The sequence below is a fragment of the Streptomyces sp. NPDC058664 genome, assembly GCF_042716635.1.
Lineage (GTDB): Bacteria > Actinomycetota > Actinomycetes > Streptomycetales > Streptomycetaceae > Streptomyces.
This window is the reverse complement of record NZ_JBHXRW010000048.1, coordinates 39,016-52,488: the sequence shown is the minus strand read 5'-3', so window position 1 is coordinate 52,488 and position 13,473 is coordinate 39,016. Positions and strand designations below refer to the sequence as shown.

At 73.4% G+C, this 13,473-nt stretch carries 16 protein-coding genes; 10 read left to right on the top strand and 6 right to left on the bottom strand.

Features of this window, described 5'->3' with window-relative positions:
- Nucleotides 1-127 precede the first annotated feature (127 nt).
- Both ACFWUY_RS30745 and ACFWUY_RS30740 read right to left on the bottom strand, forming a co-directional pair.
- On the bottom strand, nt 128-349 hold the full coding sequence (locus tag ACFWUY_RS30745) for a hypothetical protein (protein ID WP_384117208.1): 222 nt from the start codon (nt 347-349) through the stop codon (nt 128-130).
- A 12-nt stretch (nt 350-361) separates the two neighbouring features.
- Nucleotides 362-1,630, bottom strand: a complete 1,269-nt coding sequence (locus ACFWUY_RS30740) for an anion permease (RefSeq protein ID WP_384117203.1) — start codon at nt 1,628-1,630, stop codon at nt 362-364.
- 385 nt (nt 1,631-2,015) lie between these two features.
- On the opposite strand from ACFWUY_RS30740, the gene ACFWUY_RS30735 reads away from it, so the two are divergent.
- Both ACFWUY_RS30735 and ACFWUY_RS30730 read left to right on the top strand, forming a co-directional pair.
- The gene (locus ACFWUY_RS30735) at nt 2,016-3,143 is read left to right on the top strand and encodes an alpha/beta hydrolase (RefSeq protein WP_384117200.1); all 1,128 of its coding nucleotides are present in this window, start codon (nt 2,016-2,018) and stop codon (nt 3,141-3,143) included.
- Nucleotides 3,144-3,433: 290 nt separating this feature from the next.
- Nucleotides 3,434-4,840: a hypothetical protein gene (locus ACFWUY_RS30730; protein WP_384117197.1), complete on the top strand. Its 1,407-nt coding sequence runs from the start codon at nt 3,434-3,436 to the stop codon at nt 4,838-4,840.
- Nucleotides 4,841-4,867: 27 nt separating this feature from the next.
- Here the strand turns inward: ACFWUY_RS30730 and ACFWUY_RS30725 are convergent, their stop codons facing one another.
- Both ACFWUY_RS30725 and ACFWUY_RS30720 read right to left on the bottom strand, forming a co-directional pair.
- Nucleotides 4,868-5,269, bottom strand: coding sequence for a VOC family protein (locus ACFWUY_RS30725; RefSeq protein ID WP_384117194.1), 402 nt, complete (start codon nt 5,267-5,269; stop codon nt 4,868-4,870).
- 68 nt (nt 5,270-5,337) lie between these two features.
- A complete protein-coding gene (locus tag ACFWUY_RS30720) occupies nt 5,338-6,228 on the bottom strand; it encodes a neutral zinc metallopeptidase (protein WP_384117191.1) in 891 nt (296 codons plus the stop codon).
- A 266-nt stretch (nt 6,229-6,494) separates the two neighbouring features.
- On the opposite strand from ACFWUY_RS30720, the gene ACFWUY_RS30715 reads away from it, so the two are divergent.
- The 3 genes from ACFWUY_RS30715 to ACFWUY_RS30705 all read left to right on the top strand — a co-directional run bounded on the left by ACFWUY_RS30715 (nt 6,495) and on the right by ACFWUY_RS30705 (nt 9,609).
- Nucleotides 6,495-8,093: an ABC-F family ATP-binding cassette domain-containing protein gene (locus tag ACFWUY_RS30715; RefSeq protein ID WP_384117188.1), complete on the top strand. Its 1,599-nt coding sequence runs from the start codon at nt 6,495-6,497 to the stop codon at nt 8,091-8,093.
- A gap of 364 nt (nt 8,094-8,457) precedes the next feature.
- A complete protein-coding gene (locus ACFWUY_RS30710; RefSeq protein WP_005477683.1) occupies nt 8,458-8,679 on the top strand; it encodes a helix-turn-helix domain-containing protein in 222 nt (73 codons plus the stop codon).
- 129 nt (nt 8,680-8,808) lie between these two features.
- Nucleotides 8,809-9,609 carry an enoyl-CoA hydratase/isomerase family protein gene (locus ACFWUY_RS30705; protein WP_384117185.1) on the top strand — a complete coding sequence of 267 codons (801 nt, stop codon included), beginning with the start codon at nt 8,809-8,811 and terminating at the stop codon, nt 9,607-9,609.
- A gap of 18 nt (nt 9,610-9,627) precedes the next feature.
- Here the strand turns inward: ACFWUY_RS30705 and ACFWUY_RS30700 are convergent, their stop codons facing one another.
- The gene (locus ACFWUY_RS30700; RefSeq protein WP_384117182.1) at nt 9,628-10,317 is read right to left on the bottom strand and encodes a hypothetical protein; all 690 of its coding nucleotides are present in this window, start codon (nt 10,315-10,317) and stop codon (nt 9,628-9,630) included.
- A gap of 93 nt (nt 10,318-10,410) precedes the next feature.
- Between ACFWUY_RS30700 and ACFWUY_RS30695 the strand changes: the two genes are divergently transcribed.
- Genes ACFWUY_RS30695 through amaP form a run of 5 tightly spaced genes read left to right on the top strand, consistent with a single transcriptional unit; the run spans nt 10,411 to nt 12,694 of the window.
- Nucleotides 10,411-10,887, top strand: a complete 477-nt coding sequence (locus ACFWUY_RS30695; protein WP_384117180.1) for an Asp23/Gls24 family envelope stress response protein — start codon at nt 10,411-10,413, stop codon at nt 10,885-10,887.
- Between the two features lie 51 nt (nt 10,888-10,938).
- Nucleotides 10,939-11,130: a hypothetical protein gene (locus ACFWUY_RS30690; RefSeq protein ID WP_384117177.1), complete on the top strand. Its 192-nt coding sequence runs from the start codon at nt 10,939-10,941 to the stop codon at nt 11,128-11,130.
- Nucleotides 11,131-11,133: 3 nt separating this feature from the next.
- A complete protein-coding gene (locus tag ACFWUY_RS30685) occupies nt 11,134-11,490 on the top strand; it encodes a hypothetical protein (protein ID WP_384117174.1) in 357 nt (118 codons plus the stop codon).
- Nucleotides 11,487-12,101, top strand: a complete 615-nt coding sequence (locus tag ACFWUY_RS30680) for a DUF6286 domain-containing protein (protein ID WP_384117171.1) — start codon at nt 11,487-11,489, stop codon at nt 12,099-12,101. Before ACFWUY_RS30685 ends, ACFWUY_RS30680 begins: the two co-directional genes overlap by 4 nt.
- 5 nt (nt 12,102-12,106) lie before the next feature.
- A complete protein-coding gene (gene amaP, locus ACFWUY_RS30675; protein WP_384117168.1) occupies nt 12,107-12,694 on the top strand; it encodes an alkaline shock response membrane anchor protein AmaP in 588 nt (195 codons plus the stop codon).
- A 22-nt stretch (nt 12,695-12,716) separates the two neighbouring features.
- On the opposite strand, the gene ACFWUY_RS30670 is transcribed toward amaP, so the two are convergent.
- Nucleotides 12,717-13,472 carry an SDR family oxidoreductase gene (locus ACFWUY_RS30670; protein ID WP_384117165.1) on the bottom strand — a complete coding sequence of 252 codons (756 nt, stop codon included), beginning with the start codon at nt 13,470-13,472 and terminating at the stop codon, nt 12,717-12,719.
- Nucleotide 13,473: the final 1 nt, after the last annotated feature.

Genomic DNA, 13,473 nt, shown 5'->3' with positions numbered 1-13,473 from the left:
TACTTTTCTGGGGTGGGTTCTCTTTTTTTTATAACCTCCCCCACTTGGCCCCCCCCCCCCCCCCCCCCGGGGGGGGGGCCCCCCCCCCCCCCCCCCCCCCCCCCCCCCCGCCGTCATGCTCGTCGCGTCAGACGACGATCAGGTAGATGCCGTAGGCCACGGCCGCCAGGCACAGGCCGAAGCAGGCGTAGGCGCCGGTACGGGCCAGGGTGGCGGAGCCGCCCTGGGCGGCGGCCTGTTCCTGCTTGCCGAGGCCGACGATCCCGAGGGTGAAGAGGCCCACGAGGGCGACGGTCGCCACGAGGCTGACCCCGAAGACGGAGCCGAGAGCTGCCCAGTCGATCTTCATGTCGTTCGTTCCTTACACCGCTGCGGCGGGGGCCGGGGGAGCGGCCGGGTCGGTGGGAACCGGCGCGGGGATGGTGGTCTTCAGGTCCTCGTCCGCGACGGCGGCGACGGAACCGGGGGCCGGCGGCGGGGTGACGGCCGCGATGGCGGTGGTCACCACACCCGCGGGCTGCTCGTCCAGGTCGTCGTCGGTGACGTTGGTGTGGTCGACCGGCTTGCGGCGGGACAGCGACCAGATGACGCCCGAGCCGCCGACCAGGAGGACCGCGACGGCGGCGACGCCCCAGGGGCCCTGCTGGGTGAGGAACTCGGCGGCGGCGGCGACCAGGCCCGCGGCGGGCAGGGTCAGACCCCAGGCGACGAACATCCGGGTCGCGGTCGACCAGCGGACGACACCGCCCTTGCGGCCGAGGCCGGCGCCCATCACGGCACCCGAGCAGGACTGGGTGGTGGAGAGGGAGAAGCCGAGGTTCGAGGAGGCCAGGATGACCGTGGCGGCGCTGGTCTGGGCGGCGAAGCCCTGCTGCGGCTGGAGGTCGGTGAGGCCCTTGCCCATGGTGCGGATGATGCGCCAGCCGCCGAGGTAGGTGCCGAGGGCGATCGCGACGCCGGCGGAGACGATGACCCACATCGGCGGGTTGGAGCCGGGGACGAGGACGCCGCCGGTGACCAGGGCCAGCGTGATGATGCCCATCGTCTTCTGGGCGTCGTTGGTGCCGTGGGCGAGGGAGACGAGACCGGCGGAGGCGATCTGGCCGGCCCGGTAGCCCTTGGCCGTGGCCTTCGCCTCGGGGTTGGCCTTGATCTTGTACGTCAGCCTGGTGGCCAGCATCGCGGCGAGGCCGGCGACGAGCGGCGCGGCGACGGCCGGGATCAGGACCTTGGTGATGATGGTGGAGCCGTTCACGGCCGACCAGCCGGCCGACATGACCGCGGCGCCGATGAGGCCGCCGAAGAGGGCGTGGGAGGAGCTGGACGGCAGGCCCAGGAGCCAGGTCAGCAGGTTCCACAGGATGGCGCCCACGAGCGCCGCGAAGATCACTTCTGTGCGGATGCCCTCTTCGTTGATGATCCCGCCGGAGATCGTCTTGGCGACCTCCACGGACAGGAACGCGCCGACGAGGTTGAGCACGGCGGACATGGCCACCGCCGTCTTCGGCTTGAGAGCACCGGTCGAGATGGTCGTGGCCATCGCGTTGGCGGTGTCGTGGAAACCGTTCGTGAAATCGAACACGAGAGCTGTCACGACCACAATGGCGAGCAGCAGCGTGATGTGTTCCATTTACCCAGGCAATCGTTTGACGTCAGTGGCTCGTCGAACGTAGGCAACCTGAGTGAACGGAAGGTGAACTGGGCCGGGCGGTGTGGTGTCCCGATCCGGTGTCAAGGGATTCCGTTTACGGCTCCGACGGGTCGGCTGTCCACGATGCGGTCACCCCGCGACCCCGGATGAACCGGGCCTTCACGGGCTCCGCGCGACCCGCCCCGGTTCTTCCCCCGCCACCCGGTTCCGCTCCCTGGACGGAATCACCCGGCCGGATGACCCCGCCGAGGAGACCCATGTCACTCCCCGGAGTGGTCGCAGGGCGGTCGAAGAGTGGCCGGAAGAAGACCCTGACCGGGCCCGTCCGGTGGCAGCTCCTCCCCGCCCTGCCGAGACTGGGAGTGTGCGCCCGGCTACAGCGACGGCAGCGGCCGTCACCACTCTGCTCGGTGTCGGCGCGGTCGCGATCGCGGCCGGCCGGTACGCCAGCGACGTCGTCCTCAAGGCGCCGTCCGGACATCCCCTGCCCGGAGATCCACGGCTGACCGTGCACGCCACGGGCCCCGAACGGATCACCCTCACCCGCAGCCTCGCCTCGTTGCGCCCCGGTACGTACGGGATCGAGGGCCCCGACCTGCACGCCGTCGTCGGCCCCGTCCTCGACCGGGTCCCGCACACCGCCGACACCGTCGTCCGGCGTCTGGAACGCGTCGAACTCGGGGCGCTCGGCCCCGGCGCCCGTGTCCGGTTCACCCCCCAGCTGCACCGCGGCACGCCGCTCGGCGCCCTCGGGCTCGCCCACGAGGACGTCGAGATCCCCGGCGAGCTCGGTCCCCTGCCGGCCTGGCTGGTGCCGGGACCCCGCCCCACCTGGGTGATCGCCCTGCACGGCCTCGGCACCACCCGCGAGCTCCCGCTGAACGTCGTCCCCTTCTACAACCGCCGCCAGGTTCCCGTCCTCGTCCCCGCCTACCGCGGCGACGAGGGGGCGCCCGCCGCGGCCGACGGCCTGGCCAGGCTCGGCGACTCGGAGTGGCGCGACGTCGACGCCGCCATCCGCTACGCCGTCCGCAGGGGCGCGGCCACGGTCGTCCTGCACGGCTGGGGGACCGGGGCCTCGATGGCCCTGCGCGCCGCCGCCGAGTCGGGGATGCGCGACCGGATCGGCGGCCTCGTCCTCGACTCCCCGGTCCTGGACTGGGAGGCGACCCTCCGCAACCTCGCCGCGGCCCGCCACGTCCCCGCCCCGCTGCGCCCGCTCGCCGTCCGCGCCGCCCAGGGCAGGACGGGGCCCCACGTCGACCTGGTCAGAACCGTCTCCGCGCCCGACGCCCTGCGCGTCCCGGTCCTCCTCCTGCACGGCCCCGACGACACGATCGCCCCCTGGGAGCCGTCCGTCGCCCTCGCCGCCCGCCGCCCCGATCTGGTCACCCTCCAGACCGTGCGACAGGCCCCGCACGCGGCCCTGTGGAACGCCGACCCCGTCCGCTACGAGGAGTTCCTGCGCCGCTTCCTCACCCCACTCCTCTGAGACCTCCGACAGGCCCCCTCCGGCGGCACTCCTGACAGGAACCCCGGCGGGGCCCTGGCGGGACCCCGGCAAGGTTTCCGGCACGACCTCCGTCGGGCTTCCGCCGGGCCTTCCGGCGGGGCCCCCGGCAGGAACCCTCCGCCGGGCTTCCGGCAGGGCCCCGAACAAGACCCGGCAGGGCCCTCGACAGGGCCTCCGCGACGTCCCTCCCTGCCCCGCCAACGGGCCCGTTCCGACGGTGTGTCCGATTCCGATTGGGCTTTCGGGCCGTCAGCGGGAAGACTGCCCCCGTGACGTCTCGAAAGCCCGATGAACCATTGGCGCGCAACTCCAGACTCCGACTCGTCCGTCCGCGGGCGCTCGCCACCGCCCGACGGGCCGTGACGACCAGGCGCACCCGGCCGGCGCCGCGGCCGCCCGAGGGCACTCCGCCCCGCGCGGAGCTGGCCCGCCAGGCCCGGCACGTCCTCGCCGACGCCGTACGGATCGCCCGCTGGGCCGCCGCCCCGCGCGGCGCCGAAGCGGCGCTCCGCACCGGCCCCGGGCCCGTCACCGCCCAGGAACGGGCCGCGGCCGCACTGGACCTGACGCCCGACCAGGTCAGGGCCGGCTGGGACCGCGCCCGGCTCGCCGGACTCGTCGAGCTCCACGGCGACACCGCCCGCCCCGGCTGGCGGCTGCACGCCTGGGACCGCGACGACTCCGCCGTGCTGCGCGGCTGGGTCGCCCTCTTCGACGCCTGGTCGCTCGTCCACCCGGCCCCCGAGGGGGTCGAGCCGAGCGCCGTGGCCGAGGTCGTCGAGGCCGTCCCGCAGGTGCTCTCGCTGCTCCAGCTCTCGCAGGGCCCGGTCCTCGTCCCCGCCCTCCTCGACCTGCTCGGCCAGCGCGTCGAGGAGCTCCGCGAGGAGCGCTGCGAGGTCCCGGCGGCGTCCGGGCCCGCCCCCGAGACCGCCCCCGGCACCGACGGGCTCCCGGCCCTCCTCGACTGGGCGCTCGAAGGCCTGGCGGCCGTCGGCGCGCTCACCCTCGACTCCGGTGCGGAGGGGCGTCACGCCACCCTGACCCCGCTCGGCAACTGGGCGGTCTGGGTCAAGCTGGAGCAGATCTGCGTCGCCGCGCAGAGCCCCGCGGGCAACATCGAGCAGTCCGCCGAGGACATGCTCCGGGGCTGCGCCCGGCTCACCCCCGGCCCGGCCCGCGCCGAGTACCGCGCCTGGCTCGCCGCCCGCACCCTCTCCAGCGCGGTGACCGAGCTCCTCGCCGTCGCCCGGGGCGAGGACGCCCTGCTGCGCGGCCTCGCCTTCGAGGCGCTCCGGGTCGTCGGGGCGCCCGCTGAGGCCGAGGTGCGGGCCACCGTCGCCGAGCCCTCGCTGCGCCCGTACGCGCTGCTCTGGCTCGCGGAGTACGACGGCGCCGACCCCGACGACGCCCAGGAGGTGCTCACCCGCGAGGAGGCCACCTGGCTCTGGGTCGACACGGCGGCGGCCGTCGCCGACCACGGCGAGAGCGAACTGCTGGTCCGGCACCTCGACTCCGCCGTGCAGGGCACCGTCCCCGCGCTGCTCGACGAGGTCAGGGCGGTCGGCCATCCCCGTACCGTCCAGGTCCTGGTCGCCCTGGCAGCCGCCCACCCGGACCCGGCCCTGGCCAAGGCGGTCCGCCGGGCCGCCTTCCAGGTCCACACCGGGGGTGCCTGAGCGGAGGCGTGCGGCCCCGGCGCCCGGTTACTCCGCGGCGCCGGGGGTGTACGTCCCGAAGCTCCAGACGTTGCCCTCGGCGTCCCGGGCCATGTAGTCCCGGGAGCCGTACTCCTGGTCCTTGGGCGGCATCACGATCTCGACGCCGTGGGCGACCGCCCGCGCGTGGTGCTCGTCCACGTCGGCCACGTGCACGAAGACGCCCGCCGGGCCGGCGTCGGCCATCAGCTTGTCGAACTCGCTCCCGGTGCCCTTGCTGCCCAGCATCACCATGCCGTTCCCGTACGACAGCTCGGCGTGCGCGATCCGGCCGTCCTCGCCCTCGTACACGGCGGTCGCGGTGAAGCCGAACCCCTCCGTGAGCAGGGTGATCGCCGCCTTCGCGTCCTCGTACGTCAGCGTCGGACAGATGTGGGGGGTCTCAGCCATCCCGATCACTTCCCTTCGATTCAGCCGCATGTGATCCAGGTCTCAGTCTGGCAGTCCCCACCGGCAACTCAGCGGAAGGTGTTGCACCGGGCCATGTCACCGGTCCGGTAGCCCTCCTGGAACCACTGCCGGCGCTGGTCCGCCGAGCCGTGCGTCCAGTTCTCCGGCGTCACCCGGCCCTGGAACCTCTCCTGGATCCGGTCGTCGCCCACCGCCGCAGCCGCGTCCAGGCCGTCCCGGACGTCCGCGTCCGTGAGAGCGGTCAGCAGCGGCCGGCCCGTCCGGTCGTCGGGCGTGGCCGTGGCGTGCCGGGCCCACACGCCCGCGTAGCAGTCGGCCTGGAGCTCCACCCGCACGGCGTTGGAGTCCGCGCCGGTCCGCCCGTCCTGGGCGCGGCTCAGGGTCCCCATCAGGTTCTGGATGTGGTGGCCGTACTCGTGCGCCACCACGTACGCCTGGGCGAAGGGGCCTCCGCTCGCCCCGAACTTGGTCCGCAGCTCCTCGAAGAAGCCCAGGTCCAGATAGACCTGCCGGTCACCGGGGCAGTAGAAGGGCCCCACGGCCGAGGTCGCGGAGCCGCAGGCGGTCCCGACCCGTTGGCTGAACATCACGGTGGCGGCGCTCCCGTAGGTGCCGCCCCGGCGCGCGTACTCGCCCCGCCAGTAGTCCTGGAGGCTGTTGACGACGGCGACGATCCGGCAGTCCTCGCGCGTGTTGGCGTCCGAGCCCTTCCGGCAGGCCTGGTTCACCTGGGCCGCGGAGGAGGAGCCGGTGACCGGCTCCCCGCCGTCGGAGGAGAGTCCGAGCTGATCCGGTCCCACCCCGAAGAGCACGCCCAGGATCAGTGCGACGAGGCCGATGACGCCGCCGCCGATGGTCGCCCTGCCGCCCGGGACGCGACTGCTCCGGACGTCCCGTACCTCCGAGGTGTCCAGATCGGCGTCGTCGTCGAACTGCACGGTCCACCACCCTCCGCGTCACCGCCGCGGCAGAGGCCGCCGCCCTGCGCCGAGTATCGAACCATCTCCGCCCATTCGCCCCTTTTGTCAAGCAAGGGCGGGAATGTGAGAAAGCTCCGATCGCGTCCGTACGCCCCCGCATGGCCGAAAAGCAGTTGCAGGGTCCCGTTAGACTGGCCGTATGGCCATTCTCCCCGTGCATTAGCGGCGTCGAAGCCCTCCATCAGTCGTCCTTCCGCCGTTTCCCACCGCCCTGGAGTCTGTCCGTGATCACCGCTTCCGGCATCGAGCTGCGCGCCGGCGCCCGCGTCCTCATCGAGTCCGCTTCCTTCCGCATCGCCAAGGGCGACCGCATCGGCCTCGTCGGCCGCAACGGAGCGGGCAAGACCACCCTCACCAAGTGCCTCGCGGGCGAGGGCGTCCCCGCCGGCGGCACCATCGCCCGCTCCGGCGAGGTCGGCTACCTCCCGCAGGACCCGCGCACCGGCGACCTCGACGTCCTGGCCCGCGACCGCGTCCTCTCCGCCCGGGGCCTCGACCTCCTCCTCAAGAAGATGCGGATGAACGAGGAGCGCATCGCCACCGGCTCCGGCGCCACCCGCGACAAGGCGATGCGGCAGTACGAGCGCCAGGAGACCGAGTTCCTGACCAAGGGCGGATACGCGGCCGAGGCCGAGGCCTCCACCATCGCCGCCGCCCTCGGCCTGCCCGACCGGGTCCTCGGCCAGCCGCTGCACACCCTGTCCGGCGGTCAGCGCCGCCGCGTCGAGCTCGCCCGCATCCTGTTCTCGGACGCCGACACGCTCCTCCTCGACGAGCCCACGAACCACCTCGACGCCGACTCCATCGTCTGGCTGCGCGACTACCTGAAGACCTACCGCGGCGGCTTCATCGTGATCTCCCACGACGTCGACCTCGTCGAGACCGTGGTCAACAAGGTCTTCTACCTGGACGCCAACCGTTCCACGATCGACGTCTACAACATGGGCTGGAAGCTCTACCAGCAGCAGCGCGAGGCCGACGAGAAGCGCCGCAAGCGCGAGCGCCAGAACGCCGAGAAGAAGGCCGCCGCCCTCAACTCGCAGGCCGACAAGATGCGTGCCAAGGCCACCAAGACCGTCGCCGCGCAGAACATGGCCAAGCGCGCCGAGCGGCTGCTCTCCGGCCTGGAGGCCGTCCGCGCCTCCGACAAGGTCGCCAAGCTCCGCTTCCCCGACCCGGCGCCCTGCGGCAAGACCCCGCTGACGGCCGAGGGACTCTCCAAGTCCTACGGTTCGCTGGAGATCTTCACCGATGTGGACCTCGCCATCGACAAGGGCTCCCGCGTCGTCATCCTCGGCCTCAACGGCGCGGGCAAGACCACGCTGCTCCGGCTGCTCGCCGGCGCCGAGAAGCCCGACACCGGCGAGGTGACCCCGGGTCACGGCCTCAAGCTCGGCTACTACGCCCAGGAGCACGAGACGCTCGACCCCGAGCGCAGCGTCCTGGAGAACATGCGCTCGGCCGCGCCCGACCTGGACCTCGTCCAGGTCCGCAAGACGCTCGGCTCCTTCCTCTTCTCCGGCGACGACGTCGACAAGCCGGCCGGAGTCCTCTCCGGCGGCGAGAAGACCCGCCTCGCCCTGGCCACCCTGGTCGTCTCCTCGGCGAACGTGCTGCTCCTCGACGAGCCGACCAACAACCTGGACCCGGCGAGCCGCGAGGAGATCCTCGGGGCCCTGCGCACCTACAAGGGCGCCGTCGTCCTCGTCACCCACGACGAGGGCGCCGTCGACGCCCTCGAGCCGGAGCGGATCATCCTGCTCCCGGACGGCGTCGAGGACCTGTGGGGCCCGGACTACGCGGACCTGGTGGCGCTCGCCTGACCCGCGTATCGCCCTCGATGACCCGGAAAACACCCCGGGTGATCATTCCCGGCTGGATCATTCGGCTCATACGTGATCCTTCATCTGAGTGAGGGTGTCTCGTACTCCCGGCGCGGTGCTCTGCTGAATCCTTCCGGCAGACCCGCGCCGTACGTGTGTTCCCATCGCGCCGCTGACCTGGCACTTCCCGCCCCGATCGGTACGGGGCCGGGTTTCCGCACCGGCGGAATCTGGGCTTCCGTTCGTGACGGCGCCGTGCTCGTCCACAAACCCGGCGGCACGGACCTTGTCGAATGGGTGGCCAGGACGGACGGGAGGGGTGATCATGAGAAGTCCAGAGCGCACTTCCCATGAGGAGGCACGGGTGGCCGAGACTCTGAAGAAGGGCAGCCGGGTGACCGGCGCCGCGCGCGACAAGCTCGCGGCAGACCTGAAGAAGAAGTACGACTCCGGTGCGAGCATCCGGGCGCTGGCCGAGGAAACGGGCCGCTCCTACGGATTCGTCCACCGGATGCTGAGCGAGTCCGGAGTCACGCTGCGCGGACGCGGCGGAGCGACACGGGGCAAGAAGACAGCCTCGGCCTGACATCGGGGCGGCTCGACCGGGCCACCGGGTCTCTCGGTGGCCACCCGGTCGGTCCCTGGACCGGCCCGGTGGTTACTGTGCAGTCACTTAGCATCGGATGCAGTGCTGCACCGGAACCGGAGGCGCCCCATGACTACGCTCGACGACTCTGAGCTCGTATTCGACAAGGACGGTGTACGGCTCACCGTCGAGGACGCCGTTGCCACGGTGACCCTGACCAACCCGGCGAAGCGCAACGCTCAGTCTCCCGCTCTGTGGCGGGCGTTGACAGAAGCCGGCCGGTCATTGCCCGGCAGCGTGCGGGTCGTCGTTCTGCGCGGCGAGGGCAAGTCCTTCTCCGCCGGACTCGACCGGCAGGCGTTCACGCCCGAGGGCTTCGACGGAGAGCCGTCCTTCCTCGATCTCGCGCGCGGTTCCGACGAGGACCTCGACAAGGAGATCGCCGAGTACCAGGAGGCGTTCACCTGGTGGCGCCGCAGCGACCTCGTGTCGATCGCGGCCGTCCAGGGGCACGCCATCGGTGCGGGCTTCCAGCTCGCCCTCGCCTGCGACCTGCGCGTCGTCGCCGAGGACGTGCAGTTCGCCATGCGCGAGACCAGCCTGGGGCTCGTCCCGGACCTGACCGGGACGCACCCGCTCGTCTCGCTCGTCGGCTACGCCCGCGCCCTGGAGATCTGCGCCACCGGGCGCTTCGTCCACGCGGAGGAGGCCGAGCGCATCGGTCTCGCCAACCTGTCCGTGCCCGCCGACGAACTCGACGCGGCCGTACGGGACCTCGGCGCCGCCCTGCTCGCGGCGCCGCGCGACGCGGTCACCGAGACCAAGGCGCTCCTCAGGGGCGCCGCCGGCCGCTCGTACGAGGAGCAGCGCGTCGCGGAGCGCGCCGCCCAGGCCCGCCGTCTGCGCGACCTGGCGGGCCTCGGCGACTGACCCCTGCCCGGGCTTCTCTCACCGGCGCAGTTCCGACACCACCACCGTGACCGCGGCCTCCTCGGGGACGGCCGCGGTCACGGCCGTCCGGACGGCCCGGGCCACGTCCAGGGGGCGGGTACCCGCCGTCACGGCCAGTTCGACCCGCACTCCGTCGGGGCCCCGGCGCACCGGCGGGCCCAGCGCGTCCGTCACCGCCGCGACACCCGCCACCCGGAGCGCCGCGAGGGCCACCGGGTCCTCCGTCGCCGGAGAGGTCCGGCCGGGCGGGGCAGCGACCGGTCCCTCGTCCGGCGGTACCGCGTCGAGGAGATCTGTCACCTGCAGGTCCACCGCCGCCGTCACCAGGCCGAGCCCGTCCTCGGCCGTCGTGAACAGGGCCGCCCGGAGGGCGTCCGTGAGCTCGGTGAGCGGCCGCCCGGCCACCGCGCCGAACGAGGCCGAGATGCGCAGGGCCCCCGGCTCCGACCCCGGTTCCCGCTCCGAAGCGGTCTCCGGCACGGCCTCCTGATCGGACTCCTGGTCCGCGGGGCGGATCCGCAGGCCGCCCGGCACCACGCCCGGGACCGCCGCAGCGGCCCTCTCCAGCACCTCGCGCGCCGCCCGCTCGGTGATCCATGCCCCGTCCGCCGCCGTTCCGAGCGGCAGCAGCCTGCCCGGGGCGAGGCGTTCCCGTACCGCCGCGGTCCAACCGTCACCCGTAGTCATTGCCCCAGCTTGCCGTATCCCCGGGGCGAGACCGGGTAACCGCCCTTAGTGTGAGCGAAGAACCCCGAAATATCCCAGAAGGGGCTAAATCTGATGACGGACACCACCCACTCCGGCTCCACCTCCGCCGACGAACCGCGCCGCGCCCAGGTCACCAAGCGGGGCGGCGGCGACCCGGCCTCCCGGGGAAAGACCACGATCGCCGACGGAGTCGTCGAGAAGATCGCCGGTCTCGCCGCCCGCGACGTCGACGGCGTCCACGCCATGGGCAGCGGACTCTCCCGCACCTTCGGCGCCGTACGCGACCGCGTTCCCGGCAGCGGCGGCCAGAAGTCGAACGTCACCCGAGGGGTGAAGGCAGAGGTAGGCGAGGTACAGACCGCGCTCGACCTGGAGATCGTCGTCGTCTACGGCTTCTCCATCACGGATGTCGCCGGAGACGTCCGCGAGAACGTCATCGCGGCCGTCGAGCGCATGACGGGCCTCGAGGTCGTCGAGGTGAACATCGCGGTCAGCGACGTGAAGCTGCCCGACGAGGAGGAAGAGGAGCCGGAACAGCGGCTCCAGTAGTCGCCGACGGCGGGGCACGGGGGGCCAGAGATCCTCAGGAAGGGGTCAGGAATGAGCATGGCGGTGGTCGGCCTGTTGGCCGGCATGGCCCTCGGCTTCGCCGGATACTTCGGCGGCTTCGGGGCGTTTCTACTGGTCGCGGCGTTGGGAGCGGTCGGCTTCGTGGTGGGACGCTTCCTCGAAGGCGACCTCGAACCGGGCGATTTTTTCCGGAGCCGCGAACGCGGCGAGCGGCGGCGGTGACGGATGGTGGCGAAGCCGGCCCCGGACCCCGTACGGGGCCGGGGCGCGACCACGATCGCCGACCGGGTCGTCGCGAAGATCGCCGCCCAGGCGGCGGGTGAAGCCCTGGAGGCCGTTCCCGAGGGCGGCGCCCGCCCGCACGCCTCCGTCGCCGTCCACCGGGACGTCGCCAGGATCGCGATCAGCCTCGAACTCGACTACCCCTCGGACGTCGGCCGCCGGTGCGGCGCCGTCCGGGGCCGGGTCCGCGCGCGCGTGGAGGAGCTCGTCGGCATGGAGGTCCACGAGGTCACCGTCCATGTGGAACGCCTCCACTCCGCGCTGACCCGGCAGGCCACACGGAGGGACCGGCTGTCATGACGACCACGCCCGACCTGGACCCGGGCCCCGCCGCCGACCGCGACGGCGTGCCCGTCCTGGCCGACGCACCCGCCCGGCGCTTCTGGGCCGTACGCCGCATCCCCGCCGCCCTGCTCGCCGCCCTGGTCCTCGCCGGGACCGGGCTGCTCCTCTACGACGTGGCGGCCGTCCGCGCCGACCGCACCGCCATGGCCTGGCGGAAGGAACTCGCCGACGCCCTCGCGACCCGGCCGCTCGACGACACCCTGGTCCTCGTCGGCGCCTCCCTCGCGGTCGCCCTCGGCGTCTGGCTCCTCGTCCTCGCGCTGACCCCCGGGCTGCGCGCCGTCCTCCCGATGCGCCGCGCACACGCCGACGTACGGGCCGGACTCGACCGCGAGGCGGCCGCCCTCGCCCTGCGGGACCGCGCCATGGAGGTCTCCGGCGTGCAGTCCGTCCGGGTGCGCGTCGGCCGCGCCAAGGCGAAGGCCCGGGCCGTCTCGCACTTCCGCGCGCTCGACGAGGTCCGCGCCGACCTGGAAGCGGCTCTGGCCGCCGGCGTCGACGAACTGGCCCTCGCCCACCCGCCCGCGGTGACCGTACGGGTGGCCAGGCCGCCCAGAAAGGGGTGAGCCCGGTGACGGTCGTCCTCCGGCGCGTCAACCGCGTCCTGCTCGGCCTCGCCGGGCTGCTTCTCGTCCTCGTCGGCGGGGGAGTCCTCGCCGCCGCCCTCGACCTGTCCGTACCGTCCTGGTGGCCCTGGTCCGGCCCCTCGGACGTGCTGCTCACCACCGCCGACCGGCAGCGCTGGCGGGACGAGGGCTGGTGGTGGCCCGTGGTCATCGCGGTCCTCGGGCTCGTCGTCCTGCTCGCCCTGTGGTGGCTGTTCGTCCAGTTCCGGCGGGCCCGGCTCGCCGAGGTCGCCGTGGAGAGCGGCGACGGCGAGGAGGCTGTCCTGCGCGGCCGGGCCCTGGAAGGCGTCCTGGAGGCGGACGCCGCGGCCCAGGAGGGGGTGGCCAAGGCCCGGGTCTCCCTCACCGGCCGCCGCACCGCCCCCCGTACCCGGGCGGTGCTCCACCTGGAGCCGTACGCCTCCCCGGGGGACGCACTGTCCACCCTCAGCACCCAGGCCCTCGCCCACGCCCGCACGTCCACGGGCCTGGACTCCCTGCCCACCGAGGCGCGACTGCGGGCGGTGAAGCACCGGGCCCGGCGGGTGACCTGACGGCGGGCCGGGGCGCGGGCGCTCAGAAGCCGCTGCGCGCCCCGCCGTCCACCGGCAGCATCACGCCCGTCAGGTACGAGGCGGCCGGCGACAGCAGGAAGGCCGCCGTCCGCCCGAACTCCTCCGGGGTCCCGTAGCGGCGCAGCGGGATGGCGGCCTCGTTGGCCGCGCGGGCCGCGTCCGCGTCGCCGGAGAGCGCGTCCAGGGACCGCACCCGGTCCGTGTCGATCCGGCTCGGCAGCAGCCCGACGACCCGCACCCCGCGCGGCCCCAGGTCGTTGGCGAGGGACTTCGCGAAGCCGGCGAGGCCGGGGCGGAGCCCGTTGGAGAGGGTCAGTCCGGGGATCGGCTCGTGGACCGAACCCGACAGGACGAAGCCGATGACCCCGCCGTCGGTGAGCGTCTCGGCCGCCGCGCGGGCCAGCCGGACCGCGCCGAGGAAGACGGTGTCGAAGGCCGCCGCCCACTGCTCGTCGGTGTTGTCCGCCGCGAAGCCGGGAGCCGGACCGCCCACGCTGATCAGGATGCCGTCGAAGCCGCCGAACCGGGCCCGCGCCTCGGCGACGAGCCGCGCCGGGGTCTCCGGGTCGCCGTTGTCGGCGGCGACCCCGGCCGCGCCGGGTCCAAGCTCGGCCACCGCCTCCGCGACGCTCTTCTCGTCCCGCCCGGTGACCAGCACCTTCGCGCCCTCGGCGAGCAGCGCCTCGGCGGAGGCCCGCCCGAGCCCCCGCGTCGCCCCGGTCACCACGTACACACGGTCCTTCAGCCCAAGATCCATG

Bases quoted from the DNA above. Each gene is read 5' to 3' on its own strand.
- ACFWUY_RS30700 (WP_384117182.1), bottom strand. From the start codon at position 10,317: ATGACTACGGGTGACGGTTGGACCGCGGCGGTACGGGAACGCCTCGCC.
- ACFWUY_RS30690 (WP_384117177.1), top strand. From the start codon at position 10,939: ATGAGCATGGCGGTGGTCGGCCTGTTGGCCGGCATGGCCCTCGGCTTC.
- ACFWUY_RS30680 (WP_384117171.1), top strand. From the start codon at position 11,487: ATGACGACCACGCCCGACCTGGACCCGGGCCCCGCCGCCGACCGCGAC.
- ACFWUY_RS30685 (WP_384117174.1), top strand. From the start codon at position 11,134: ATGGTGGCGAAGCCGGCCCCGGACCCCGTACGGGGCCGGGGCGCGACC.
- ACFWUY_RS30705 (WP_384117185.1), top strand. From the start codon at position 8,809: ATGACTACGCTCGACGACTCTGAGCTCGTATTCGACAAGGACGGTGTA.
- ACFWUY_RS30740 (WP_384117203.1), bottom strand. From the start codon at position 1,630: ATGGAACACATCACGCTGCTGCTCGCCATTGTGGTCGTGACAGCTCTC.
- ACFWUY_RS30695 (WP_384117180.1), top strand. From the start codon at position 10,411: ATGACGGACACCACCCACTCCGGCTCCACCTCCGCCGACGAACCGCGC.
- ACFWUY_RS30670 (WP_384117165.1), bottom strand. From the start codon at position 13,472: ATGGATCTTGGGCTGAAGGACCGTGTGTACGTGGTGACCGGGGCGACG.
- ACFWUY_RS30745 (WP_384117208.1), bottom strand. From the start codon at position 349: ATGAAGATCGACTGGGCAGCTCTCGGCTCCGTCTTCGGGGTCAGCCTC.
- ACFWUY_RS30725 (WP_384117194.1), bottom strand. From the start codon at position 5,269: ATGGCTGAGACCCCCCACATCTGTCCGACGCTGACGTACGAGGACGCG.